The 25,276-nt window shown below is 67.9% G+C and carries 27 protein-coding genes, 1 tRNA gene and 1 CRISPR repeat array; of the genes, 5 read left to right on the forward strand and 23 right to left on the reverse strand.

Annotated elements, in window-relative coordinates; translation table 11 throughout:
* Nucleotides 1–36 precede the first annotated feature (36 nt).
* Together CEQ11_RS01425 and CEQ11_RS01430 are read right to left on the reverse strand one after the other, a co-directional pair.
* Nucleotides 37–903 (reverse strand): hypothetical protein, encoded by an 867-nt coding sequence (locus CEQ11_RS01425; RefSeq protein WP_127913433.1) that lies wholly within the window; start codon nt 901–903, stop codon nt 37–39.
* Between the two features lie 43 nt (nt 904–946).
* A complete protein-coding gene (locus CEQ11_RS01430; RefSeq protein WP_088477512.1) occupies nt 947–1,543 on the reverse strand; it encodes a DinB family protein in 597 nt (198 codons plus the stop codon).
* A 290-nt stretch (nt 1,544–1,833) separates the two neighbouring features.
* On the opposite strand from CEQ11_RS01430, the gene CEQ11_RS01435 reads away from it, so the two are divergent.
* Entirely contained in the window at nt 1,834–2,913 is a 1,080-nt protein-coding gene (locus CEQ11_RS01435; protein WP_088477513.1) for an endonuclease NucS domain-containing protein, read from the forward strand.
* 170 nt (nt 2,914–3,083) lie between these two features.
* Here the strand turns inward: CEQ11_RS01435 and CEQ11_RS01440 are convergent, their stop codons facing one another.
* A complete protein-coding gene (locus CEQ11_RS01440) occupies nt 3,084–3,668 on the reverse strand; it encodes a GNAT family N-acetyltransferase (RefSeq protein ID WP_088477514.1) in 585 nt (194 codons plus the stop codon).
* Between the two features lie 45 nt (nt 3,669–3,713).
* Nucleotides 3,714–4,688 (reverse strand): YafY family protein, encoded by a 975-nt coding sequence (locus CEQ11_RS01445; protein ID WP_088477515.1) that lies wholly within the window; start codon nt 4,686–4,688, stop codon nt 3,714–3,716.
* A 107-nt stretch (nt 4,689–4,795) separates the two neighbouring features.
* Between CEQ11_RS01445 and CEQ11_RS01450 the strand changes: the two genes are divergently transcribed.
* Nucleotides 4,796–5,341: a DUF664 domain-containing protein gene (locus CEQ11_RS01450; protein WP_088477516.1), complete on the forward strand. Its 546-nt coding sequence runs from the start codon at nt 4,796–4,798 to the stop codon at nt 5,339–5,341.
* Between the two features lie 113 nt (nt 5,342–5,454).
* Here CEQ11_RS01450 and fabG read toward each other — a convergent pair whose 3' ends face one another.
* Nucleotides 5,455–6,222 (reverse strand): 3-oxoacyl-ACP reductase FabG, encoded by a 768-nt coding sequence (fabG, locus tag CEQ11_RS01455; RefSeq protein WP_088477517.1) that lies wholly within the window; start codon nt 6,220–6,222, stop codon nt 5,455–5,457.
* 233 nt (nt 6,223–6,455) lie between these two features.
* On the opposite strand from fabG, the gene CEQ11_RS01460 reads away from it, so the two are divergent.
* The 3 genes from CEQ11_RS01460 (at nt 6,456) to CEQ11_RS01470 (ending at nt 11,094) form a co-directional block, all read left to right on the forward strand.
* Nucleotides 6,456–8,003: an alkaline phosphatase gene (locus CEQ11_RS01460; protein ID WP_088477518.1), complete on the forward strand. Its 1,548-nt coding sequence runs from the start codon at nt 6,456–6,458 to the stop codon at nt 8,001–8,003.
* Nucleotides 8,004–8,014: 11 nt separating this feature from the next.
* On the forward strand, nt 8,015–8,863 hold the full coding sequence (locus CEQ11_RS01465; RefSeq protein ID WP_088477519.1) for a polysaccharide lyase family protein: 849 nt from the start codon (nt 8,015–8,017) through the stop codon (nt 8,861–8,863).
* Between the two features lie 202 nt (nt 8,864–9,065).
* A CRISPR array of direct repeats spans nt 9,066–9,815; the repeat unit is 36 nt; unit sequence GCCTCAACGAAGTCCGCTGCACGAAGCAGCGGAGAC.
* 86 nt (nt 9,816–9,901) lie between these two features.
* Nucleotides 9,902–11,094 (forward strand): IS3 family transposase gene (locus tag CEQ11_RS01470; protein ID WP_088478838.1). Its coding sequence is split into 2 segments (ribosomal slippage): nt 9,902–10,186 and nt 10,189–11,094, totalling 1,191 coding nucleotides; the frame shifts between segments, so codons are not numbered across the junction.
* 113 nt (nt 11,095–11,207) lie between these two features.
* Here CEQ11_RS01470 and CEQ11_RS01475 read toward each other — a convergent pair.
* The 18 genes from CEQ11_RS01475 to CEQ11_RS01560 all read right to left on the reverse strand — a co-directional run bounded on the left by CEQ11_RS01475 (nt 11,208) and on the right by CEQ11_RS01560 (nt 25,274).
* Entirely contained in the window at nt 11,208–11,732 is a 525-nt protein-coding gene (locus CEQ11_RS01475; protein WP_227718675.1) for a class I SAM-dependent methyltransferase, read from the reverse strand.
* A 187-nt stretch (nt 11,733–11,919) separates the two neighbouring features.
* A complete protein-coding gene (locus CEQ11_RS01480) occupies nt 11,920–12,489 on the reverse strand; it encodes a GNAT family N-acetyltransferase (RefSeq protein ID WP_088477521.1) in 570 nt (189 codons plus the stop codon).
* 198 nt (nt 12,490–12,687) lie between these two features.
* Nucleotides 12,688–13,461, reverse strand: coding sequence for a S9 family peptidase (locus tag CEQ11_RS01485; protein WP_186306097.1), 774 nt, complete (start codon nt 13,459–13,461; stop codon nt 12,688–12,690).
* A gap of 217 nt (nt 13,462–13,678) precedes the next feature.
* Nucleotides 13,679–14,158, reverse strand: coding sequence for an AAA family ATPase (locus CEQ11_RS01490; protein ID WP_088477523.1), 480 nt, complete (start codon nt 14,156–14,158; stop codon nt 13,679–13,681).
* A 721-nt stretch (nt 14,159–14,879) separates the two neighbouring features.
* A complete protein-coding gene (locus tag CEQ11_RS01495; protein WP_088477524.1) occupies nt 14,880–15,821 on the reverse strand; it encodes a cation diffusion facilitator family transporter in 942 nt (313 codons plus the stop codon).
* A 2-nt stretch (nt 15,822–15,823) separates the two neighbouring features.
* Entirely contained in the window at nt 15,824–16,174 is a 351-nt protein-coding gene (locus CEQ11_RS01500; RefSeq protein ID WP_224356246.1) for a helix-turn-helix transcriptional regulator, read from the reverse strand.
* A 175-nt stretch (nt 16,175–16,349) separates the two neighbouring features.
* On the reverse strand, nt 16,350–16,979 hold the full coding sequence (locus CEQ11_RS01505) for a LysR substrate-binding domain-containing protein (protein ID WP_088477526.1): 630 nt from the start codon (nt 16,977–16,979) through the stop codon (nt 16,350–16,352).
* A complete protein-coding gene (locus CEQ11_RS12840; protein WP_180971856.1) occupies nt 16,928–17,410 on the reverse strand; it encodes a hypothetical protein in 483 nt (160 codons plus the stop codon). The genes CEQ11_RS01505 and CEQ11_RS12840 overlap by 52 nt, the downstream gene beginning before the upstream one ends.
* 44 nt (nt 17,411–17,454) lie before the next feature.
* Nucleotides 17,455–17,528, reverse strand: a tRNA-Cys gene (locus CEQ11_RS01515).
* A gap of 15 nt (nt 17,529–17,543) precedes the next feature.
* A complete protein-coding gene (locus CEQ11_RS01520) occupies nt 17,544–18,062 on the reverse strand; it encodes a carboxymuconolactone decarboxylase family protein (protein WP_088477527.1) in 519 nt (172 codons plus the stop codon).
* 13 nt (nt 18,063–18,075) lie between these two features.
* Nucleotides 18,076–18,447, reverse strand: a complete 372-nt coding sequence (locus tag CEQ11_RS01525) for a helix-turn-helix transcriptional regulator (RefSeq protein WP_102708274.1) — start codon at nt 18,445–18,447, stop codon at nt 18,076–18,078.
* 35 nt (nt 18,448–18,482) lie between these two features.
* Nucleotides 18,483–19,136 carry a hypothetical protein gene (locus CEQ11_RS01530; protein WP_224356247.1) on the reverse strand — a complete coding sequence of 218 codons (654 nt, stop codon included), beginning with the start codon at nt 19,134–19,136 and terminating at the stop codon, nt 18,483–18,485.
* A 64-nt stretch (nt 19,137–19,200) separates the two neighbouring features.
* Nucleotides 19,201–19,506, reverse strand: coding sequence for a metal-sensitive transcriptional regulator (locus tag CEQ11_RS01535; protein WP_088477530.1), 306 nt, complete (start codon nt 19,504–19,506; stop codon nt 19,201–19,203).
* 10 nt (nt 19,507–19,516) lie between these two features.
* Nucleotides 19,517–21,418 carry a heavy metal translocating P-type ATPase gene (locus CEQ11_RS01540; RefSeq protein WP_227718676.1) on the reverse strand — a complete coding sequence of 634 codons (1,902 nt, stop codon included), beginning with the start codon at nt 21,416–21,418 and terminating at the stop codon, nt 19,517–19,519.
* Nucleotides 21,419–21,824: 406 nt separating this feature from the next.
* Nucleotides 21,825–22,424, reverse strand: coding sequence for a YdhK family protein (locus CEQ11_RS01545; RefSeq protein ID WP_088477531.1), 600 nt, complete (start codon nt 22,422–22,424; stop codon nt 21,825–21,827).
* 97 nt (nt 22,425–22,521) lie between these two features.
* Nucleotides 22,522–22,851, reverse strand: a complete 330-nt coding sequence (gene fdxA / locus CEQ11_RS01550) for a ferredoxin (RefSeq protein WP_088477532.1) — start codon at nt 22,849–22,851, stop codon at nt 22,522–22,524.
* Nucleotides 22,848–24,083, reverse strand: a complete 1,236-nt coding sequence (locus CEQ11_RS01555; RefSeq protein WP_088477533.1) for an MFS transporter — start codon at nt 24,081–24,083, stop codon at nt 22,848–22,850. Before CEQ11_RS01555 ends, fdxA begins: the two co-directional genes overlap by 4 nt.
* A gap of 45 nt (nt 24,084–24,128) precedes the next feature.
* The gene (locus tag CEQ11_RS01560; protein ID WP_088477534.1) at nt 24,129–25,274 is read right to left on the reverse strand and encodes an FAD-dependent oxidoreductase; all 1,146 of its coding nucleotides are present in this window, start codon (nt 25,272–25,274) and stop codon (nt 24,129–24,131) included.
* Between the last annotated feature and the right edge of the window lie 2 nt (nt 25,275–25,276).

Consider the following 25,276-nt stretch of genomic DNA (forward strand, 5'->3'; position numbering starts at 1 on the left):
CCACCTCTGCCGGCCGACACTCCGGCGGGCGGGGCTTCATGCCTCGTCGGGCGCCCGATCCTCCGCGTCGGCGACGACGTCCTCCAGAGCCTGCAGGTGGGGCTCGGCGTCATCCCCGGCGCCCAGGTCGGCCAGCGCGAGGCGGAGGGCCTCGAGCAGCTCGCCGGCCTCCGGGTCCGCGGCGACGGAACTCCAGCTCTCCCGCCAGTGCTCCTGGGTGGCGTCCTGCTGCTGGAGGAAGATGAGCCGCTCGACGTCGTCGGCCGGGATCTTGAGTTCCTCACCCCACGCCTGCATGGTCTCCACGTACGTGGCGTACTTGCGGGGGTAGGTCCAGCCGCCGCCGATCCGGACGTCGATATCCTTCGCGTGCTCGTCGAACCAGGCGCGCACCACGGAGTCGAGGACGGGGGCGATGTCGGACTCCCGGTGGGCCTTGGTGAGGAAGTAGAGGTACTTGGTGCCGAAGGCCGCGCCGAGGTGCTTGAGGCAGCCGGCCCCGCTCTTGCGCTGCTGCCGGATGTGCTCGAAGGCCGCGGGCCCGCCCTGCTCGAGGGTGATGCGGGTGACGTCGGCGAGCTGCTCCTCGAACCCGGGCTGCGCCATGATGCGCTCCACCCGGGAGGGACCGTAACCGACCCGCCCGTACCCCCACACCATCGCGGCGATGAAGGCGTCCCGCTGCACGGCGCGGTCCTCGGCGGTCACCTTCGCGGCGTAGCCGGTGACGACGGCGCGGGTCAGCGGCTCGCGCTCGAGGCAGGCGGGCAGGTCGGGTACATGGGCCGCCCAGTGGTCGAAGGACCAGCGCGTGGGCTCGTCGGCGGGCCTGCCGGCGGCAGCCCACGCGTCGAATGAGCGCTGGAGGGCAGGGGGTACGGCGGCAGCGGGAGTACTCGTCATGGCCACACCGTAGGCCAAGAACCGGCACGAGAGGCATATGCCTTCAGTTCCGGCCCGGCCCGTCGCTCCCCTGCGCGATGGCGGTCAGACGGCCCACGTGGGCGGCCCAGCGGTCGGCGTCCCACGGGGGCAGGTTGTTCCCCGGGGCGCGCAGGCCGGCCTGCCCGTCGATCTGCTCCCGCAGGATGTCCGCGTGGCCGGCGTGCCGGGCCTCGTCCAGGGCAACATGCGCGATGATCTGCGCGAGCGTGACCTCCGCCTTGTCGTCGGGCCACCACGCCACCCGCCCGGGGGCGTCGACGCCGAGGGCCGTGATGGTCGCGTCCGCGTGGGCGAAGCAGCGGCAGGCGAACTCGAGGACGTCCTCGAGGGACTCACCCTCGGCGGCGAACATGTCCACGTTGTCCTCCTCCGGCTGCCCCGCCGCCGCCCAGGGCAGCTGCACCTCGGCGGGGCGGCCGAACGTCTCGCCGAAGTACTCCAGCTCGATGACGGCGGCGTGCTTGACCAGTCCCAGCAGGTTGGTGCCGGTGGGAGTGCGCGGCAGGCGGGCGTCGCGTTCGCTGAGGCCCTCGAGCTTCTGCAGGAGGGCCGCACGCTGGCGGCGCAGCCCGCCGTGGAGGATCTGCTTGTGGTCCATGGGGTGATCCTACCCCAGATCAATCAGGCCGCGAACCCCCGCACGAGCTCAGCCACCCGCTTCGGCGCCTCCAGGTGCATGTCGTGCCCCGCGCCGGGCACCTGCACGTGCCGCACATCCGGGCGCCGCCGCATCTCGTCCAGCTCCCCCAGGACAACGAAGTCCGTTCAGTTCATTGAGTCCCTGATAGTGGTGTCACCCTCCCTGGTCGCCAGCACCGGCCCCCACACTCCACCCCGTGCTTGGATAAGCTGCGGACGCGCCCCGCACGGCACCGAGGAGACACCACCATGCCCGTGGAGATGAAGATGTGGCGGATGGGCGAGGGTGGAATGCCCCAGCCCCTGATGCATACCCGCATGCCCTCCGAGGCCGAGCTGCAGCGGTTCCTTGTGGAAGACCCCACGCTGCTGGGCGATCCCCTGCTGGTGATCGGCCGCGAGGTACCGACACCGCACGGAACCCGCATCGACATCCTCGCGATGGACAGCGAGGGCAACCTGCACGTCCTCGAGCTGAAGCGCGATCGCACTCCCCGCGAGGTGGTGGCCCAGGTCCTGGACTACGCCTCCTGGACGGGGCAGCTCCCGCGGGAGGAGATCCGGGAGATCGCCGCGCGGCACCTGGGCAGAGAGCTGGAGACCGCGTTCGACGAGACCTTCGGCGTGCCGCTGCCGGACGAACTCAACGAGGAGCAGCGCCTGACGATCGTGGCCTCCTCCCTGGACAGCAGTTCGGAGCGGATCGTCGCTTATCTGCGGACGTTCGGCGTCCCCATCAATGCCGTGTTCTTCACCTATCTCGAGGATGAGGACCGCCGCTACCTCGCGCGTTCGTGGCTCGTCAGCTCCGAGGAGACGACGACGGCGACCTCGTCCGGCAGCGACCGACGCAAGCGGGCTCCATGGAACGGCGTCGACTGGTATGTGGCCTTCGACCGCGGCTGGGAGGACGCCCGCCGGTACGGCTTCGTCTCCGCCGGCGGCGGGCGGTTTCACACGCGGACCCTCCGGTCCGTGCCCGAGGGCGCCCGCATCTGGGTCCACATCCCGCAGACCGGTTACGTGGGGGTCGGGACGACGACGGGCCCGGCCGTGCGGTTCGACTCAGCCGCCGTCCCGACGTCGGGCGGGGTGCGCCGGCTCGCGGACCTCCCCCTGGTGCACGACTACCCCGACGCCCGGAACCAGGACGACGACGAGACCGAGTGGGTGCTGCCGGTGCGGTGGATCGACACCCGGCCCGAAAGTGAGGCGTACTGGGAGAAGGGCATGTTCGGCAACCAGAACAGCGCGTGCAAACTGCGTCAGGAGTTCACGCTGGCGCGACTGGCGGAGCACTTCGACACGGAAAGTGACAGATCAGACTGACACATCGACATTGCCGGTGTCACTTTGCTGCCTCAATGGACACGACGCCACTGATCGCCGTCGATTTCTTGGGGATCTGATTCTTGGGGATCTGAGTTGTCAATGTGAAAGTGACACAGTGACACGAGCGGAACAGACGCGTCACCCGCGGGCCAACGACCCCGACGTCATCACCCCCGCCCGCGATGCTCCGAAGCGAGCATGGCGTAGGTGACGCCGTCGATCCACCCGCGGGAGAGGTGCAGCGACTCCTCCCGGAACGTGGCCTCGTGGCGCAGCCCCACCTTCTCCATCACCCGCCGGCTGGCCGCGTTGTCTGCGAACGCATGGGCCTCCACGCGGCGCACCCCCAGCCCGGTGAAGGCGATCTCCAGTAGGGCGCCGGCGAGCTCGGTGCCGTAGCCCTGCCCCGCGCGGTCCGGATCGATGGTCCAGCCGATCTCGGCCAGCGCGTCCTGACCCTCCGCCCGCGGCCCGCCCTGACTCCACGCGTCCAGCACCTGCAGCTTCCCGACGCCGACGATCGTCTCCCCCGCTTGCACGGTGAGTCGGTTCCCCGCGGCGAGGTAGTCCTCACACAGCTGCTCCGCGGAGCCCGGTCGCCCGGAGGTCCACGTCCAGACCTCCTCGCGGCGGTTGAATCGCCAGACTGCGTCGGTGTCCTCGGCGGTGAAGGGCGTCAGGCTCAGCCGCTCGGTGTGCACGGGAAAGGCGACGCCGCGGCGTGCAGCGAGCTCGAACAAGGGCGTGGACATGCGTTCACGATAGTGGGCGGCCCCTGACCTCGCCGCGCGGCGGCCTCACCCGACCCCGCCGTTCGCGCTGCGCGTCAGCCTGCGGGCAAGCCGCGCCACGGCGTCGACCACCTCCTGATCCCCCACCACGGTGAAGTCGTGCTCCAGCATGGCGAGCCAGCGGGCGGCGCCGTCGGGGTCGTCCGCCCCGGTCCGGAACTCCGTCTTTCCGTCCTCGAGGGGGCGGAGATGCCCGGCCAGGCGCGGCAGGTGGGCGGCCACCTCCTCGAACGGGGCGTGGATCCGGACGGTGACCTCGTGCCGCCACGCCGACGGCGGGGCGGGCTCGTCGAGCCGGGCGAGGACCTCCTCTGCCCCGGGCCGCGGGACGAACCGCCACGTCCCCAGCGCCGGTTCACGCAGCCGATCCAGCCGGAACGTGCGCCAGTCCTCCCGGTCCAGGTCGAACGCCACCAACACCCACCGGCCGTGCACGGGGACCAACCAGTGCGACTCCACCCGCCGCTGCGTCGAAGCCCCGTGCCGGTCCGTGTAGGCGAAGGTGAGGCGGAGCGTCCTGCGGATGGCGTCGGCGCAGGTCAGCAGGTCCGCCGGATCCAGGGACTCGGCCGCATCGGGACCGGGCGGGGTGCCCGCCTCGAAGGCCGCTCGCAGGCCCCGCAGTCGTTCCCGGATGCGGGCGGGGGTGACGGCGTCGATGGTGCGCAACGCCCTCAACGCGGCCTCAGCGTGGGGACTGCCGCCGTCGCCGGCCACGCGGGTCAGCGCGAGCGTGACTGCCACAGCCTGCTCCTCGTCCAGGGTGAGCGGGGGCAGCGCCCCGCCGCGGCCCAGGCTGTACCCGCCACCGGAGCCGGCGCCGGCGTCCACGGTGTACCCGAGCTGCCGTAGGCGGCCGACGTCGCGGCGCAGCGTCCGGGCGGTCACACCGAGTTCGGAGGCGAGGTCCTCGCCGCGCCAGACGGGGCGGGCCTGCAGGAGGCTGAGCAGGGAGAGTGCTCGGGTGGTCGGATCGGTCACGGGACCATCCTCACTCAAGATCGCGGACAGGATCCGTCCTCGGAACCCGGGACGCTGGAGTCATCGCCCGGGCCCGCCGGGTGCCGACCTTCCCAGGAGGAATCACCATGGGTTTCCTGACCCCGAACGCTGCGGGAGAGCATGCCGTGCTGCGCACCTTCGCCCTGCAGCAGCTCACCCAGATGCGGACCACCGTCGCCGGTCTCACCGACGATCAGGCTCACGCCGCTCCCACCGTCTCAGGGCTGAACCTCTCCGGCCTGCTGCTGCACACCGCCGCCGTGGGTGTCTATTGGTCAGCCAGTGCGGCGGCGGCGCCCGGGCAGCCGGAGCTGCCGGAGGAGATGCGCGAGGACCTGTCCCTGGACGCGATGATCGCGGACCTCCGGCCCCTGGTCGACGTCGTCGCCCACTTCGACCGGTGCGTGGCGCTCACGGAGGCCAACATCGACGACGTCACGGACCTGGACGCGCTGGTCCCCGTGCCGCCGGCGCCCTGGCACCCCGAGGACCTCACGCACTGGGAGGCGCGCTGGTGCCTGGCGCACATCGCCGCGGAGGTCGCCCGCCATGCCGGTCACGCGGACATCATCCGGGAGACGTTGGACGGCAAGGGCGCGTTCGAGCTGAACGGAGACGCCGGCCATGACTGAGCAGGCTCAGGGGCCGCCGGCCAGAGCGGCGATGACCAGCATCGCCGGGATCCCGAAGATCGCGACTGTCAGGGCCGCGGCCGCCGAGGCGATCACGGCGACGGCGCGCACGCTCAGATGCCCTCGAGAGCCGCGGGCTCCTCAGGAAGGATCTGCCCGCCGTCGACGACGATGCCCTGACCGGTGACATAGCGGGCACCGTCCGAGGCGAGGAACGCGACGGCGGCACCGATGTCCTTCGGCTCACCCAGGAAGCCGGCGGGCACGGACTTGGCCATGTCGTCCAGGTACTCCTGACCCATGGCCTCCAGGCCCGGGGTGACGATGTTGCCCGGCAGCACTGCGTTGACGGTGACGCCCTTGCGGGCGAGCTCGATCGCGGCGGAGCGGACGAAGCCCATCTGAGCGGCCTTGGTGGCGCCGTAGTGGGACCAGGCCGGGTAGCCGGTGTAGTTGCCGGTGATGGAGCTGGTGACCACGATGCGACCGCGACCGGACTTGATCAGCTCCGGCAGGGCGGCCTGCACGGCGTGGATGGTGCCCTTGACGTTGATGTCGAAGATGAGGTCAATGTCCTCGTCGGTCATCTGCTCGATGGAGGACTGCGGGTAGACGCCGGCGTTGGAGGCGAGCACGTCCAGCCCGCCGAACTCCGCGACGACGTCGGCGACGACCTGCGTGCACGCCTCGCGGTCGCGGACGTCCAGGACGTGGGTGGAGAACCCGGCCTCTCGGGCCTGGGCGCACTCCTGTTCGGTGAGTCCGGTGACGGCGACCTTCGCGCCGTTTTCCCTGAGCTGGGTGGCGATGCCGAAGCCGATGCCCAGCGTGCCTCCGGTGACGAGGGCGGTGCGGCCGGCGAGCAGTGCGGTGGCGGTCATGGCAAGGGTCCTCCAGGACGTCGGTGCGGGTGCGGGCGGGGCGACGCGCGCCGACGGGGCGCCGGTGCTGCTCCGCCGCTGTCAAGCCTAAGCCGGGGTCCGCGGAATGCCCAGGCCGATCCTGTCCTGTTCTCAGGAGGCCACCGCATGTTCTGCTGCCGTTCACACCAGGGCCCTACGGTGCCACGTGTTGCCCGCCCGGGTTGCTCGAGACGCACGGATGAAAGGCCACGATGTCCTCTCCTTCACCGACCCTCAGCCGCCGCCGCCTGCTCGGCCTCAGCGGAGCGAGCGCCGCCGTCCTCGCCCTCGGGGTCAACGCGCCGGACGTCGCCTCCGCGGACCCACTGCCGCACCGGGAGAACCTGTTCGGTCTCGGGGTGGCCAGCGGCTATCCACGGGAGGACGGTGCAGTTCTGTGGACCCGGTTGGCGCCAGAGCCGCTCGCGGAGGACGGGCACGGCGGCATGCCGCTGCGGTCCGCTCCGGTGAAGTGGGAGGTTTCCGAGACCCGGGATTTCCGGCGGATCGTCAAGCGCGGCACGGCACTGGCGCAGCCGGAGTTGGCCCACTCCGTGCACCCCCGGGTCGAGGGGCTGAAGGCCGCAACGGACTATTTCTACCGCTTCACGGTGGGGCCGCAGAGGAGCCCGGTGGGGCGCTTCCGCACCCTTCCGGCTGCCGGGGCAGCGACCGAGCGCTTCACCGTCGGGATGATCTCCTGCCAGGCCTGGTACCACGGCCACTTCGCCGCGCACCGGCACCTGGCGCAGGAGGAGGACCTGGACCTCACCGTCTTCCTCGGCGACTACATCTACGAGTACGGCATCACCGCCGCGAACCTGTGGCGTCAGGGGGCCGAGGTCACGCCCGCGCACGCCGTGGAGATCGAGACCCTCGAGCAGTACCGGCTGCGGTACGCCCTGACGAAGTCGGACCCGCATCTGCAGGCGCTGCACGCCCGAGCGGCCGCCGTCGCCATCTGGGACGACCACGAGGTGCAGAACAACTACGTGGGCGCAGCCTCCTCCACCGGCATCCCCGAGGAGCTGTTCGCGCACCGCATCGCCGTCGCCTACCGGGCCTTCTACGAGAACCTGCCCGTGGACATCGACGCCCTGCCGGAGGGGCCGGAGTCGGACATCGTGGCGGGGCTCGACGTCGGCGCGCTGGCCCGCATCTCCCTGCTGGACACCCGCCAGTTCCGAGACGCCCCGCCGGCCGACTCCGCGGACCGCGAGCGCGAGGACCGCACCATGCTGGGCGCGGCCCAGGAGCGGTGGGTCACCGAGCGGCTGCGCACGTCGCAGAGTCAGTGGAACGTGCTGGCCGGCGGCGTCGTGCTCGCGCCGATCTCCGACGACCGCACCGACCAGTGGGACGGCTACCCGGCCGCCCGCCGTCGCCTGCTGACGGAGATGAAGCGCGCGGGCAACGCCGTGATGCTCACCGGCGACATCCACAAGCACGTGGCCGCCGAGCTCCACGGCGAGTCGGCGGGCCTGCCTGCCGGGCCGGCCGGCGTCGAACTGGTGACGACGTCCGCGGCCTCCGACGGCGACGGCGCGAAGACGGACAAGTACACGCCGGACTGGGTGCGGCACGACTACGTGCGCCACTACGACGGGCGGCGCGGCTACCTGCACCTGCGGTTCACGCCGGCGCAGCTGACGTCCTCGTTCTGGGTGGTGCCCTGGGTGGAGTCGGACGACACCGCGCCCAAGGAGCTCAGCGCCCGCTTCACCACCCCCGCCGGCAGCAGCCGCTTGATCGAGGCCTGAGGAGAGCACCGATGAGCAAGAACCCGCAGACCGTCACCGGCGTGGTCGCCACCGGCGCCATCTCCCGCGTCGAGCTGACCTGGACGCCCCTGCCGTGGGAGCCGCTGATCGACCACTATCGCGTGTACGCCCTGCCGACATCCGGCAGGGGCGCGACGCCCGACGAGACGCACCTGGTGGGCAAGACCGTGTATCCGCGCTTCGTGCACCACGGCCTCGACCCCGCCGGGGAGGACTTCCGGTACGTCATCGTCGCGGTGTCCGACGCGGGCCGGCGCGGCCGTCCGTCGTCGGCGGTGGTGGGCGGATCCCAGGCGTCCGTGACCGCGACCGGCCGTGAGCTGGCGCGGATCGGCGAGTTCGACGGGAAGTCCCTCGAGCTGCGCTTCTCCCCCGCCCAGTACGCGCAGATCCCGAAGGCCCACCCCACAGCCGTGATCGACTACGTCCAGGGCGTGGACACCCCCGCCGCGGCGTGGCCGTACCTGCTGCCGGGTCCGGGCGACGCCTGGGCCGGTCGGAAGGCCTACCGCGCCCGCTGGACGGTGACCCTCGACGCCGCCCCGCAGCGGGACGTGGACCTGGCGCTGTGGTTCGTGGACACCACGCGCCTGGGCGGTCGTCTCGACGTAGCGGTGAACGGGCGGGACGTGCAGTCCGTGGAGCTGGCGAAGGGGGCGACGCGCGGCTCCCGCGAGGGCGACGCGACGCTGCCCGGGTCCACGCTGCTGCGCTCGTACCACGAGTTCACCCTGCCGACCGGGGCGCTGGCCGCAGGCGAGAACGTCGTGGAGTTCACCGTCGCCGAGGGTGGCTGGGTGGCCTGGGACGCGCTGGGCCTGTACGAGCGGAGGTCCTGAGGCGGCCGGGGAGACGTCCTTGGCCGTGCGGGGCTCACCTGATGCCGTTCCACACCGACGGGATCAAGTCGGGCTCATCCCGGTCGCGCGGTGCTCACGCCGGCCGGTCCATGGAGTGGCCGATCGGTACGGACTCATCCCCGCTCGCGCGGGGCTCACACGGGTCTGGTGACGGTGAAGTGAAGCGTCCTGACCTCGGAACGAAACCCAGGGCGCTTCAGCACGAAGCAGCGGAGACAACGGGTCCCGGTTCACGACGGTCGCGACTTCTGCCGAGCCTCAACGAAGTCCGCTGCACGAAGCAGCGGAGACTGGCACTCATCGGCTCAAGATGCCGACTCAACGCGGCCTCAACGAAGTCCGCTGCACGAAGCAGCGGAGACACACCCTTGCCACGGACAACCAGACCCGGTTCTCCGCCTCAACGAAGTCCGCTGCACGAAGCAGCGGAGACTGCAGACCCCGACCGGCATGGTCGCCTGCGTCCCGCCTCAACGAAGTCCGCTGCACGAAGCAGCGGAGACTCGGGTCCCGTACTTCCGCGTACACGCGCCGCCGGCCTCAACGAAGTCCGCTGCACGAAGCAGCGGAGACCGCGCTGGAACTTCACCCATGCGGCCTTGTCTGGTCCTCAACGAAGTCCGCTGCACGAAGCAGCGGAGACTTCTCGGACAAGGTGACCACGTGCCGGTGCAGGGTGCCTCAACGAAGTCCGCTGCACGAAGCAGCGGAGACATCATCGCCTTCACCACCGACGACCGCACCACCCGGCCTCAACGAAGTCCGCTGCACGAAGCAGCGGAGACAGGCCGGTAGCGTCACCCCGCAGGCTCGCACTGACGAGCCTCAACGAAGTCCGCTGCACGAAGCAGCGGAGACCTAAGAACACTGCCCTGATCGAGGAAGCCTCCAAGCGGCCTCAACGAAGTCCGCTGCACGAAGCAGCGGAGACGCGGTCGTGAAGGTGACGGGACTGCTGCACGAATAGGTGACATCTGATCTGTGACGCTGTGAGGCGTTGCTGGAAGGATGAACACCGTGCCCAAGCCCTACCCCCAGGAGTTCCGCGACGACGTCGTGCGCGTCGTCCGTGACCGTGAACCCGGCCAGACCATCAAGCAGATCGCCGCGGATTTCGGCATCGCCGAGTCCTGTGTGCGCAACTGGATACGCCAGGCCGACGTCGAGGACGGCGCCAAGCCCGGAACGGGTGCCCCCGAGCACGCCGAGCTCAGGGAGGCCAAGAAGCGCATCCGGCTGCGTGAGCAGGAGAACGAGGTGCTGCGCCGCGCCGCGGCCTACCTGTCGCAGGCCAACCTGCCGTCAAAAGGCTCTACCCGCTCGTGAAGGAGCTCGCCGCCGACGGTATCCCCGTCACGGTGACGTGTCGGGTCCTGAAGCTCTCCCGCCAGCCCTACTACCGCTGGCTCGCCACCCCGGTCACCGACGCCGAACTCACCGAGGCCTACCGCGCCAACGCCTTGTTCGACGCCCACACCGATGACCGGGAGTTCGGCTACCGGTACCTGGTCGAGGAAGCGCGCGACGCCGGTGAACCGATGGCCGAGCGCACCGCCTGGCGGATCTGCTCGACCAACGGCTGGTGGTCTGCGTTCGGCAAGAAGCGCGGCAAGAACGGCACCAAGCCCGGCCCGCCGGTCCACGACGACCTATGCGCCTACCTCGACGAGCACGGCGCGAGGCGTCACCGCTTCGCCGCCCAGGGGCCGAACGAGCTGTGGCTGTCCGACATCACCGAACACCGCACCACAGAAGGCAAGCTCTACCTCTGCGCGATCAAGGACGTGTACTCCAACCGGATCGTGGGCTACTCCATCAGCGACCGGATGAAGTCCCAGCTCGCGGTCGCGGCGCTCAACAACGCCGTCGCCCGCCGCGGTGACGTGGCCGGCTGCGTGGTCCACACGGACCGAGGGTCTCAATTTCGATCCCGGAAATTCGTGCGCGCCCTGCACCGCCACGCCATGGTCGGCTCCATGGGCCGGGTCGGAGCGGCCGGGGACAACGCCGCGATGGAGAGCTTCTTCGCGCTCCTGCAGAAGAACGTCCTGGACCGCCGCCAGTGGAAGACCCGCCAGGAGCTGCGGATCGGGATCGTCACCTGGATCGAACGGACCTACCACCGTCGCCGCCGGCAAACAGCCCTGGGCCGCTTGACCCCCATCGAATACGAGACCATCATGACCACACCGGCCGCTCAGGCAGCCTAACCCACCCTGTCACCTATCGGTGCAGCAGTCCCGATTGCACACGGCCCGCGGTGACCTCTTCATAGTGCGGGCCAGACTCGTGGGGCACGAGCAGCAGAGGGTGGTGCGATCCCTTAGTCTCGAACGGCTTCGATCCACCCATGCCGACGTACGCCCGGGTCCTGGCGCGTGCCATGGTCGGTCACGGTGAACCCCGCTGCTGTCAGCAGCCGTGCGAGCTCCTGGTGCGGCCAGTACCAGGCCGTGGTCACGGCATGGTCGAAGGGCTCCACTCGGTCTCCAGCGAAGAAGCCCACCAGCAACGATCCGCCCGGGGACAGCGCCCGGTGAGCGTGCTCGAGCAGTTGCGGCAGCTCCCGGGGAGGCGTGTGGATGATCGAGTACCAGGCAAGGATCCCGTCAAAGGCGGCGGTGGGGAGGGTTTCGAAAGAGCCAGACTCCAGACGCACTCCGGGGTGAGTGCGGCGAGCGTGGGCTATGAACTCCTCCGCCGGATCTATACCCGTCACGTCATAACCCAGGGCATCCAGGTGGGCGGTCCAATGGGCCGGGCCGCAGCCGACATCCGCCAGAGCCCCGCCAACCCGCCTGGCCCACGCCTCGACCTGCGCTCTGTCCGCGTCTGCCACCACGGTCATGGCCCCAAGTAGCTTGGCGTATTCGGCGGCCCGGGTCCCGTATGCCTCCCGGATGGAAGGGCTGTGCTGCTGCACTCCTTCGGATTCTGCGGTCATCGTTGGCCCCGGTCGGCGCTCCGCTCGCCGTGAACAAGTCCCAGCGCTGTGCAGCGGTAAGGCAGGGGAACGAGGAAGGACTGCTCCCCGGTCACCAGGGCCGCCCCGGGAGGTCGATCTCCCCAGCCGGCCAGAGCTGTCCGGCCCCGCGCAACGGCATGACCAGCAGAGGGTCCCCCTGAGTGCTCCGCGTCGGTTGTCCGTCGCGCCCGATGCAGCGTTCGGCTGCAGTAATGCGCCGCCATCCGCACGAGGCGTAGAAAGGCACCACGGACTCGTCGCAGCCGAGATAACCGAAGTCCGCGGCGGAGTGGGCGCGCATGGAATCGACGGCGGCCCGCATCAGCCGTTGGCCCAGGTAGTGGCCGCGGCCGTTCGGGGCGACCAGCACACCTCCGACGCCGGCGATCTTGACCGTGTGACCGCCCACAGTGATCGAGCGTCGGGCCCATCCGATGTGCCCAACGGTCTGTGCGTCCAGGGTGGCGATGACATGCATGTCATGGGGTGCGTACCCGTAGGGCTGGTCGGGATCCCACTCCCCGAAGTCCTCGCGGTACTCGGCAGCGAAGAGGCGGCTCAGGTCATCCAGCTGATCAGGCGTCAGGTCGGTATGCCAGCTCAGCCCGATCTTGGGCGAAGACGAAGGGTCCAGATCCATGCGCGAATTCTGGCACGTGGCTTGGATACAGGGCCGCGCACAGTGGCTATCGAGTTGCGCTTCCCATAGGAGGGCCATCATGTCAAGGGGCTAGACGCTCAAACCGGTATTGTCGAGCTGCAGCGAAGATTGCACGACCGTGTCATCCCGCAAGCTCCATCACGGCGTCGGTTGGCCCCCCGCTCGCACGGACTCGTCTCACCGGGCAGGCGAAGGCAGTCCACGTCCTAGGTCGAACTGCGTATCTGCCGTTTCCAAGATCTGTGCCCACTCCCCGGGCGTTGGATGGTGACCCATCCCGGCGACCTCGAACAGTGCGCTTGCCGGGGCGGCGCCGGCGAGTCTGCGCCCCTGATCAGGTGGCGTCATGGTGTCTTCTGTTCCGACCACGACCAGCAGCGGATGGACTAGCTGATCCGCGTGATGCAGCGGGGACGAGTCTTGCCACTGCCGTGGCTGCAGGGTCTTTTCCAGATAGCGACGGACCCCGCCGAAAGCCGTGTCCTGCGCGAAGGAGGACAGCTCCGTTGGGGCGTTGACCAGGACCACGCCGTCGAGGGCCCCTGCAGGCTGATCCGCCGCGGCCAGGGCTGCCATCAGCCCGCCCATGGAAAACCCCACCAGCACGATGCCCGACACCTCCGGCTGCCAGCGGATCCAGGCCAGGACCCGTGAGATGTCAAGGGAGGCGCTGAGCCCGTAGTCGTCGACACCGGTGGAACCGTGCCAGCCGCGCAGGGAGATGCCCACCGCGTGCCATCCACGATCGAGCACCTGGCGTGCGACCGGGGCCATGGTCGAAGCATCCTCACCCCACCCGTGCAACAACAGGATTGCTGGCGCCTGCCGGTCACACCACCAGGCGTACCCGCCCAGCTGCACGTCCTCGAACTCCAACAACACCGGGACTGCGCCGGGAAGACGGGGCAGCACCGTGGTGCCGGTTGGGTGTGGGGTCAGCGGGCTCTCCATGAACCCATGGCAGTCCCGTGGTGCGCGGACGTCAAGATTCCCAGCGGGTTTTTCGGGTGGCGAGCAGGGCGTGGTCCATGGCCCGACGACACCGACTGTGTTGTCGAGATGCGGCGAAGACAGCGCACCACAAGCATCCAACTCCTGGCAGATCGGCACGCTCCGCGTCGTTGGGAGGAGTGGAAGCATAGAGGAGGCTGCCACTCGGCTGACGGGGCTAAGCGCCGTGCAGGATGCGAGTGGCGATCTGGTCCGGTGGCTCAGTCGCGGTGATGCGATGTTCATCGACAAAGGGCAGTGGCTGCCAGCCGTGGTACCACGCCGCCATCTCGTCAGCGGAGAACTCTGCGGCCTTGGGACGCATCGCGTGCCGGCGGGCAGTCTCCTCGAAGGTCAGGTCGAAGGCGTAGAACCGAGCATCGTCACTGGCCGCCGCAACTCGTTCCAACATCGGCCCGTACCGCCCTGCGTGGAAGATCCCGTCGAGGATCACGTGATGTCCGCGCTCGAGGCAGTGCAGTGCGGCGGCTTCGAGCAGGTCGGCGTGCGCGAGGCTGTCCTGCTCACGTTCGGCGTAGATGCCCCGTCGGAAGTGGTCCTGGCTCAGGAGGGCAGCGGGACCATCCAGGCGTTCCTGGAGGAGACGCGCGACCGTGGTTTTCCCGGAGGCTGCGTTGCCGCGAAGCACGATAAGCATGATGCCAGGGTAGATGCGAGAGCTGGCCGAAGATGGGCTCCGTGTGCGCGCCACAGCGTGTGTAGAGATGCAGCGAAGATTTCACACGACACGCGGTGAACCCTTCTCGGAGCAAAACCTTCAGCGGGGTCTGTGAAATGTACCCCTCGGCCGCCGAGAGAGTCATCAACGCCCAGGGTCAGTACATCTAGCCGACCACCCTGACCGCTGCGTCGCGGACATGTCCCAGGCGCGCGCCTGACAGTGCGCTCATGCCGGGAAGGCGATTCTGAGGCCGTGCCACCTGCCGCTCGACTTCCGCCTCAGGCACCGGGTGCAGAGGAGTCACCTCTCGTGGTCGACGGCGGGCTATCAGTCGGGGATGCTCTCGCGTGCAGCCTTGCGAATCTGTGCTGAAGCGTGCTGCGAGGCAAAGGTCAGCAGTTGAGAAACAGCTGGCGGGCGTGAAGCAGGAACTGGTGACAGCTGATCGTTAGTGCCGGGAGGCTGAGGATGAGTCGTTGGCGGCCGTGCATCCGGTGAGCAGGAAAGCACCGACCACGACGGTGATTGCAGCGGTTTTCGTTCCGCCGTACTTCGGGAATGGCCTGAAGTTTTTCATGGGATTCCTTCCCGTGTCTGCCCGTGGCGCCAATTGGCCTTACTACCCCATAGGGGTAGTGCCTACCTGCGTGACGCGGAAGCGCCCCCGCCCGGAACGAGCCCGGGAGGGGCACTGCGTTCAGTCGTGCTTGCTGATTTCCGGTTCATGTTCGGCAATGTGCTCGGTCTCGATCTGGAAGGTCGAGTGATGGATGGAGACCTCGAAGTGTCCTGCGACGCAATCTTTGATCTCGTGGAGCGTCTGCGCGGCACGACCGTCGGTGAAACACTCGTCCTCGACGACGACGTGGGCGGTCAGGATCGGCAGGCCGGTCGCCACAGTGGAGGCGTGCAGGTCATGGACATCTTTGACATGGTCAAGTTCGAGGATGTGCGAACGCACCTTGTCGAGGTCGAGGCCCTTGGGAGTGAACTCCATAAGGACGCCAGTGGTCTCGCGCATGAGCTTGAACGCGCGAGGCACGATCAATGCGGCGATAAGCAGTCCGGCGATGGCATCGGCCTGCATGAACCCGGTCGTGGCGATGACGATCGCCGCGATGATCACTCCGAGCGACCCGAGGGCATCATTGAGAACTTCGAGGAACGCGGCACGCATGTTGAAGTTCGAGCCGCGGCTGGAGGCGAGGATGGTGATGGCGATGATGTTCGCGACCAGGCCGATGATGCCGAATATCAGCAGTTCGCTTGCGGGCACCTCCGGCGGCTCGAACAGTCGCCGGATGCCTTCGATGGCGGCGTAGGTGCCCACCGCCAGCAGCAGTGCCGACTGTCCGAGGGCTGCGATCACTTCAATACGCCGGAACCCCCAGGTGCGCTTGGAGTTGGCGGGCTTGAGCATCAGCGTCGCGGCGATCAGTGCGACCAGCAGGCCGGACGCATCGGTAATGGCATGGGCGGTGTCGGTCAGCAATGCGAGGCTGCCGGTGATGACCGAGCCCATGGCCTGGGCAACGACGATCGTCGCGGTGATCGAGAATGCGATCCAGAGTTTCTTGCGGAAATCTCCGGGGTGACCGGTCTCGCTGGCGGCGGGGCCGTGATTGTGTCCTGCGCCCATGTCTACTTCTTGTCCGTATCTGACGCGTGGTGGGTATGTGGGAGTCGCAGGTGCGTGCAGAGCAGGGCCTGCGTGCCGGTGGCATCGAGGAGGCGTTCGGCAGCGGCGATGAGGGTACGCAGGAGCTCGGACTGTGCCAGCGAGTACCAGGTGGAGCGCCCTTCCGGGCGCATCGTCGCCAGGCCGCACTCGACGAGGAAGCCGACATGCTTGCTCACCGTGGACTGGGCCAGGCCCATGTGCTCGACCAGGTCCCGGACCCGGTGCTCCCCGGAGGCGAGGTGCTGCACGATCGCTAACCTCGTCGGCTCCGCAAATGCCTGGAACAGGTGGGCGTACGCTACCGTCGCCACTTCGTCGAGGGTTGCCCCCTTCTCTTGAATCATCGCCATAAGCCGATCATATCGCTCTAGAGCGATATTGTCGAGTGTGATATGTCGCTCCGACGCGGAATGAAGCTCAGGGGTCCCGTCGCACCCGAGGATGGGCTACCTGGGGGATGGTCGGTCGCATAGCTGCAGTGGGAAGCTACGCCAGCTGACCATCGGCCCCGGTGGAGAGCAGGCGGGGTGGGGAGCCGATGTCGATGAGTCGGGTGAAGTAGTCCTGTGCGCAGGTGGCGACGACCCCCACCTGCGGGTGGCTCCTCCTCTGCCCTGGCCAGGTCAGCGCCACGGTCACCGGTGGGGCATCCTCGATGGGCAGATAGACCACCTCCGGCGCGCGGTGATTGTGCGTTGTCGCCTCTGCAGTGATGCCGATGGCGTCGCCGACAGCGATGCGGGTTAACCACTCGCCCGTGTTCGCCACCGAGATCGTGCGCGGCATGTGAGCAGTCGTACTCCACAGCTCCCCGGTGGCCGTCGGAGCGGTCGCGCAGACCGCCACCGGCCCGTCAGCGAGATCGGCTAGGGTCACCGACTCCTGCCGGGCACGGGAGTCGCTGCTCGTCACCGATACAACCAGGCGTTCGGTGAACAGCGGTAACCGCTCCAAACCCGGACCAATGGCACGTTTGGGTGGAGAAGAGCGGATGAGTGCGGCATCGATCGCCCCCGTCGCGCAGCGCCCAGATCGGGTCCGTCGGGCGACTGTATTCGATGAGCTCAGCGTGCCCGCGCTTCCATTCCTGGAACAGAGGCAAGGTGTGACGGCCAAAGCCGGCCCAGGCGCAACGGCACCAGGATGCGCAGTGAGGCCGTGGTGCGATCTTCCAGGTGAAAAGGCAGGTTTGAATCCGGTTCCGAGAAGGGCACATGGGCCTGGGTCCGACGATCAGACTCTGTTGTGAGCCGCGGCCCGCCCTCGCCCTCGCAACGTTCAAGTGAGTAGATCCTGGAACGGCCGAACTTCAGACGGATGCCGTAGCCGCCGTTGGGTCCGTCAGGCAGAAACTCTGCCCCCAATTCTTCGAGGGCGGCCCGCACACGCTCCTGCTTCTTCTCCGACAAGTCGTGTCGCCCCTTCTCGAAGTCGCGCAACTCTTCCTTGGTCACGTTGGCTTCGCGGGCGATATATTGGGCGCTCACCTTCACGAGGATGCGCGCGGCGCGTGTCATGTCCCCGTTGGAGATGTGCTGGCTCTCCATCACTCGCCTCCTGCGACGTGTGTCCTATTGGGCTCAGCGGGAAGTGGAGGTGCCTACGGGATTCGAACCCGTGTAAACGGTTTTGCAGGCCGCTGCCTATCCTCTCGGCCAAGGCACCAAGTCGCCGGCGAAGTCAGTCGCCCGGCGTGAGGCCAGCAACCAGGTTGAAGGCGCCGGTGAGAATGTTCAGCGACACGACCCCGACGACATCAGAGATCTCACGGTCGCTGTACCCGTATCCCCGAAGCTCGTCAATCTGCTCGTCGGTGATCGACGTAGGCTCACGGTAGACCTGGAGGCCGAGCGCGATCATCGCCGCGACCGGGCTGGTCATCGCCGTACCCTGCTGGGCGAGTGCGATCTCGTCATCGCTGACCCCGAGCGATCGTGCCGCGCTGATGTGCGAGGCCAGGCACATTCCGCATCCCTGCTTCGACTGCACGGCGATCGAAACGAGCTCGCTGACTTTACGGTCGAGCTTGGCGCGACGCATGGCTTTGCTCAGGTCGAGATAACCGCCGAGCACCGCCGGGGAGTGCGCCATCGTCGAGACCATGTCTCCGACCTGGCCGTGCCGCTCGACGAGATCGCCGAGCAAGTCTCGTGAGGCCCCCACTGCGGTCTCAGGGGTTAATCGGGAAAAACGGGGCATGATGCCTCCTCTGTCAGTTCGGTCGCAAGTTCGAGGTGGGAGAACCTGCACGAGTGCGTTCCTGCTGCTGATGTTCGGCATGGAAGATCGCAGCCTCAGCCAGCGCCCCGGCATGCACACCGTTCAATAGGTAGAAGTCGCGGGACTCGCGTCGCTGCCGACTCACGATCCCGGCCGACTCCAGGCGGTGAAGCTCGTGGGAGGTCTGGTCGACGGGAAGGTCGACGATGTCCGCCAGATGATTGGCAGAGACCTCGATGTCGCGAATGGCGAGGATCATCTTCACACTCACCAGATTCGCCAGCAACGCGAAGACTCCGACCGCCGCATTCAGATGCGGTGTGTCATACGTGGCGTGCGCGTGCTCAACCTCTTTCATAGTCATTAATACTACCCTATACCCCTATAGGGTATCAAGGGTTATTCAATCGATGTGACGGACTTGGAGACGCGTGGCCGGGTGCGGCGGATCGGGGTGAGGCCAGAGGCGACGGGTCCGCGCAGGAGCACGTGTCCAGTCGGGAGGGTCAACCGCGTCCAACGGCCGGCGGTTGAGATCGTGGCCCCGTTTCCTCGGCTGAGGAACCCGAAGACGTAGGCGGCGAACGCAACGCCTTGTGGCAGCGATGCGAGTGCCGTGTCCGGGGTGCCCCAGACCGTGCCCCGGATCTTGCGGACGACATCGTCGCCGGGTTTGTCGGGAAGTGCTTGGGCGACGGCCTCGATGCCGGCACGGGCGCTGCGCATCAGCGTCAGGCTGGTCACATCGGCAATAAGTCTCCACCCGTGTTGCGGGGGTTCGACGCTGGTCCAGGCGGGTGCCAGCGCGGTCTCCGGCAGCGCCAGGGTCAGGGGGTCGGCGGTCGCGGTCAGGGTGTCGACGGTGACGTCGCACTGCAGCTCGGGGTCGGAGCGGAGCGTGCGAAGGACGAGGATCGTAGGAGTGCGGTCGAGCGGGCCACGGGGCGTTAGCGCGGCTGCGGCCTGCAAGCGCACGCCATGGGCACCGGCCTGCGCGGCCCGCTGAGCGAAGGTGAGCGCGTCGCGGGCGGGCGGCGCGTCGGCGAGGATCAAGCGCGCTGGCATCCTGAGGGTTTGTGCCCGCCGTGTCCTGGAACGCGGTGGTCAGGGGCCGGGTTCAGGAGCGAACGAGCCGGTTGATGGCGTCGGTGGCTTCCTGGATCTTCTCGACGGCCGCCTCGTCGCTGAGCTTGGCGGCATCAAGCACGCAGTGCTTGAGATGGTCGTCGAGCAGACCAGTCGCGACCCCCTGGAGGGCACGGGTCAGGGCGGAGACCTGGGTGAGGATGTCGATGCAGTACTTCTCCTCATCGATCATCTTCGCGATCCCACGCGCCTGTCCTTCGATGCGCTTCATGCGGCCGAGATAGCGCTCCTTGTCGCTGATGTAGCCGTGCTGGTGGGAATCGTTATCGACAGACATGGGCATGTCCTTACTTCTGGCGCTCCAGGACGGAACGCGTGCTAGCTTCGGGTGTAAGGTCGATGCGCCGCAGCAGCTGGGCGTTGAGCGCGACAACCACGGTGGAGGCTGACATCAGGATCGCGCCGATCGACATTGGCAGGACGAGTCCCACCGGTGCGAGGATACCGGCCGCCAACGGCACCGAAAGAAGGTTGTAGCCGGCGGCCCACCACAGGTTCTGCTTCATCTTGCCGTATGCGCGTCGCGACAGCTGGATGATCGAGAGCACGCTGCGTGGGTCGGAACTGGCCAGGATCACCCCGGCCGAGGCGATGGCGACATCGGTGCCAGCGCCGATCGCGATGCCGACATCGGCCTGCGCCAGAGCCGGGGCGTCGTTGACGCCGTCGCCGACCATCGCGACCCTCTTGCCCTCTTCCTGCAGCTGGGAGACCTTCGCGGACTTGTCCTCCGGGCGCACGCCGGCGAAGACGCGGTCGATGCCGAGCTCCTTGCCGACCTCGTTCGCGACCGCCTCGGCATCGCCGGTGATCATGACGACCTCGACGCCGAGGGCGTGGAGGGCGTCGACGGCGTAGCGGGATTCTGGCCGGACCTCGTCGGCGAGCCTCAGCCCGCCGACCACCTGGCCGCCGCGGAGAACGTGCAGAATGATCGCGCCCTCGGAGCGCCATGCCTCGGCCGTGCCGACCTCGTGCTGACCGGTCTCCTCGAGCAGCCGGGGCCCGCCGACGCGGACCTCCTGGCCGGAGACGGTCGCAGTGACGCCGACGGCGGGCGAGGATGAGAAGCCGCTGGCCTGCTGGAGGGCAAAACCCTTGTCCTTGGCGGCGGTGACGATGGCCTTGGCGAGCGGGTGCTCGCTGTCGGCCTCGGCCGAGGCAGCGAGGGCGAGGACCTGGTCGGCGTCGAGTTCGCCGGTCGGCTCGACGCCGGTGACGGTGGGCTCGCCCTTGGTCAGCGTGCCGGTCTTGTCGAACAGGACCGCGTCGACCTGCCGCATGGACTCCAGCGCCAGGCGGTCCTTCACTAGGACGCCGCCGCGGGCGGCTCGCTCGGTGGCGATGGAGACGACCAGCGGGATCGCCAGGCCGAGGGCGTGGGGGCAGGCGATGACGAGCACGGTGATGGTGCGCACGACGGCCTCGTCGGGCATGCCGATGAGCGTCCAGACGACCGCAGTGACCAGCGCCGCGCCAAGAGCGAACCAGAACAGCCAGGCCGCGGCCTTGTCGGCGATCCGCTGGGCGCGGGAGGATGAGTTCTGCGCCTCGGCGACGAGCCGGTTGATGCCGGCCAGGGCGGTGTCGTCACCGGTGGCGGTGATCTCCACCCGCAGGCCGGAGTCGGTGGCGACGGTGCCGGCGGTGACGGTCTGGCCCTCGCCGCGAGAGACCGGGCGGGACTCGCCGGTGATCATGGACTCGTCCATCTCGGCGCGGCCGTCGACGATGGTTCCGTCAGCCGGGACGCTGCCGCCGGGGCGCACGAGGACCACGTCGCCCACGTCGAGGTCGGCTGGGGCCACCTTGACGACGTTCTCGCCCTCGACGCGCTCGGCCTCGTCTGGCAGCAGTGCCGCCAACGAGTCGAGCGCCGAGGTGGTCTGGGCCAGGGAGCGCATCTCGATCCAATGGCCCAGCAGCATGATTACGATCAGCAGCGCCAGTTCCCACCAGAATTCGAGCTCATGATGGACGAGCCCGAGCGTGGCGGCCCAGGAAGCGAAGAAGGCCACCGTGATCGCCAGAGCGATGAGCAGCATCATCCCGGGCTTGCGGGACTTCAACTCGCTGACGGCACCGGTGAGGAAGGGCCTGCCGCCCCAGACGTACATGACGGTGCCCAGTGCCGCGGCGACCCAGCCCGCCCAGCCGGGGACCTCGTAGCCCAGCAGCATGGCGAACATCGGTGAGAGGGCGACCGCGGGGATGGCGATGACGAGGTTGATCCAAAACAGTCGGCGGAACTGGCCAACGTGGTCCCCGTGCCCGCCATGGCCGCTGTGATCTCCGTACCCACCGTGCTGGGCATGCTCATCGTGGCCGCCGTGCTCGTCGAGGCCCGTGTGGCCTGAGTGCTGCCCGTGGTCCATGGCGTGGCCCTGATGCCCGGTGTGCTGACCCTCGCGCGTGCCGTGCGCATCCGCCGAGGCGTGCGCGGACACAGACCCGTGGTGATGCTCGCCGTGGGCGGGTGTATCGGTTTCGTGACCGTGATGCTGTTGTGAGTTCGGGTCCGTCATGATTCCTCTCCTCCGTCATCGAGCCAGGCCGATTGCCGCTCACCCGGTGGCCGGGCAAGCGAACGTCGGCTCAGGACGCTGGTTGGATCTCGCTCTCGACGACCCACTTGTGGTTCGTCATCTTCATGCCGTCCGTCTCGTAGTCGACCATGTAGACCGTCTCATCGGTGGACGAAGCAATGATGGCCTTTACGCCTTCCATGCCTTCCATGTGCTCGGCGAGCAGAGTCACCTCTGTGCCGTCGGCCAGGCGCGCGTCGCCGGCATCCTCAATTTCTTCCTGCACGACCCACTTGTGATCAGTGACGGGGTCGCCGCCACCTGCGGGCGTGTAGTTCACGGAGTACGTGTACGTGTCGAATGCGCCGGAAATCGTTGCTGTAGCCCCTTCCATGCCTTCCATGTGGTCGGCCGTGAGCTGCACCTCGGTACCGACAGGGTAGGTGGGCTCACTGGCTTCGGCGATACCCTCGGGTGCCGGTCCGCCGTCCATCGGGTGCTCCATCTCTTCATCACCGCTTTCTGCGTTGTTGCCGCCGTGGCCCTGATGCTCCTCAGTAGCCGAGGGGTCGGTCTGCTGGTTGTCGTCTGCTCCGCTGGCGCAACCGGCGAGCACGAGCGCCACTCCGAGGGCTCCCGCTGCCAGTCCTGTTCGCAGTCTCCTCTGCATGTCATTTCCTTTCATCAATATGCCTACCCTATACCCCTAGGGGGTACTAGTCAAGACTTGTGTGTTGTGTCGGTATGGATCAATCGGAAACCCCTTCTCAGAGGGTCTGCTCGTGTTGGATGGGCAATGCGGCGATGAGGGGATGGTCGAAGCCCGTCGGTCCGGTCTTCGCGGCTCCTCCGGGAGAACCCAACTCGTCGAAGAACTCGACGTTGGCCTTGGAGTAGTCAGACCATTCGTCGGGCAGGTCGTCTTCGTAGTAGATGGCCTCGACGGGGCAGACCGGTTCGCAGGCTCCGCAGTCGACGCATTCGTCGGGGTGGATGTAGAGCGAGCGTTCGCCCTCGTAGATGCAGTCGACAGGACATTCGTCGATGCAGGCGCGGTCCTTGACGTCCACGCAGGGAAGCGCGATCACGTAGGTCATGGCTGCTCCTCTCGGTCGGGTGCGGATCGGCGGTGAGAGCCGGTGGGAGGCTCGGGGAAGTCGTCAGCCTCTGCCGGGCCTGCGGCCGGGTGCGGGATGCGCAGGCGCAGGACGGTGGCGACGAGGCTGAGGGCGATGATGATCGCACCGAGGATCGTCATCGTCCTCGACAGGGTGAGCACCGGCACGAGCAATCCGGCGACGATGGTGGGCACGCCGAATGCCAGGTAGGCAACTGTGTAGATCACAGCCATCACGGCGGCGCGTTCCGACGATGCCGTGTGGGGCATGAGTGTGCGCAGTACCCCGAGGAACGCTGTGCCGAACCCGGAACCGACGATCGCGACCGAGGCGACATAGGCTGGGTAGGAACCGAGTGCGAGGGCGCCGATGCTCACTGCGGTGCCGAACGCCAGGGCACTGGTCGCATACAGGCTGATGGTGCGGGCGGAACGCCGCTGTAGGACGGAGGAGGCGGTGACTCCGGAGATCGCCAGTGCGAAGAGGACGATCCCAGCTTGGGTGTGCGTGGAGCCCCCAAGCTCACTGCCGACGAGGTCGGCTCCGAGCGCAAGGAAGAGTCCGTTGGTCGCCCACCCGGCGATGATCACGGGCACTCCGACGGTGAACATGCGGCGTAGGTGCGGTGGCACGGTGAACCGCGGACGGAGGTCGCCACGTCGTATCTGGGTCTTCGGGACCAGTTCCGGTGTGCTCCACACGACCGTTGCCACGATGAGGAAGGCAAGCACGAGCGACCCGAAGACGGCAGTTGTCGGTTCGGAGGTGAGATCGAGGAGAAGTGCAGCACCGAGAGCCCCGGCCCCAAGGCCAATCATCGGGCCGATCGTGTTCCACAGGGCTGCGATGTTCCGATGTGACGGGGACTCGAAGTCGATCATCATCGCCGACAGCGCCGGGATCAGCAGACCCGCTGCGAGCCCTTGCAAGGCTCGGGCGACCAGGAGCGCCGCGAGGCTACCGGCGAACCAGAACATGGCCACGCTCAGCGCCAGCGCCAAAGAACCGGCGGCCACGACCGGACGTCGGCCGACGTGGTCGGAGAGTGGTCCGAGGTAGAGCAGCGCGGCCAGGAGGGTGAAGGTGTAGACCGCGAACACGAGTGTGGTGGCGACGGGGATGAGTCCGAGCCGTTCGGCGATCTGGGGATAGAACAAGGACGGCGCGCTGGCAGCGGCCATCATGAGAATGGTCGCTGCCAGCGAGAGCACGAAGCCCCACCGTGGGATCTGCCTAATACAGTCTCCCGCCATTGCCTATGCCCGCACGCCGTGGAGCTGCTGCCCCCACTGGTAGACGGTGCCGACTGCGTCGATGCCAGTGACGCCGACGACGATGCCGTCGATCTCGTGGCGGACGATGAACTCCTCACCCGCTTCCAGGTGGGCGTCTGCGCCGGCTGTGTACCCGACTCCGGAGATCATCTGACCGTAGACCATTGCCATGTAAGGGCTGCGTGGCAGGTAGGCGCCCGGATCGTCGCTAACGCCGAGGTCGTGCAATGCGGCCCGCGCGGCATGCGCACCCTGTGCGGCGGCGTCTTCCCAATGGTCGATGCGCCAGGCGTCCAGTGCTTCGTCGTGGTGCGTGGCCACGCCTCCGGCTGCGTAGACGTGGTCTGCCGCGGCGCGGAGGTGATCGTCGACGTCGATACCGTTCGTCCACGGTGACGGGGCTGCGGGCGTCGTGCCGAGCGCGAGGAGAAGGAAGTCAGCCACGACGGGATTTCCGTCGTTGAGGGTGATGGTGACACCGGATTCTGTTTCGTCGACATGCTGGAGAGTGCGACCGAATCGGGCCTGCACCTTGGCGGCATGGTCGGCGGCGAGGCGCTCAGCCACGGGCGCCCCAAACGCTCCGACGCCGGGAACTGAACTGCGGGAGACCAGCGTGACCATGTGTCCGTCGGCTTGCAGAGACGAGGCCGTCTCGGCTGCGATGATTCCACCGCCGTAGATCGCTACCCGCGCGGGTCGCCCCAGTCCGGTCAGCAGCTTTCGGATGCCCAGGGCATCCCCCACGGAGTGAAGAGCGGTGACCCGCCCTTGTCCGGCGTCGTCGCCGCCGAACACGTCAGCGGGCAGGGAGCGGGGCATGCTCCCGGTCGCGACGATGAGCGCGTCGTAGGAGACTTGTGCGCCGGAGGTCAACTGGGCCTGCTTCGCCGAGGTATCGACTTTAAGCACGGTGTCGGCGATGACCTCGATCTGAGGCAGCGGGAGCTTGATCATCTCCGGCGGTGTCTGACCGAACGCGATTCCCTTGATGAGCATCCGCGTATAGGGCGTCTCCCCGGTGCGGGTCACCAGCGTCACCCGGACATCGTCGCGTGAGGCGAGAGTGCGGGCGGCTGCGGCCCCGGCTGCTCCCGATCCGAGGATGAGGACGTGCTGTGGGGTCATAG

The sequence above is a fragment of the Micrococcus sp. FDAARGOS_333 genome (genome assembly GCF_002206575.2).
Taxonomy (GTDB): Bacteria; Actinomycetota; Actinomycetes; order Actinomycetales; family Micrococcaceae; genus Micrococcus; species Micrococcus lylae.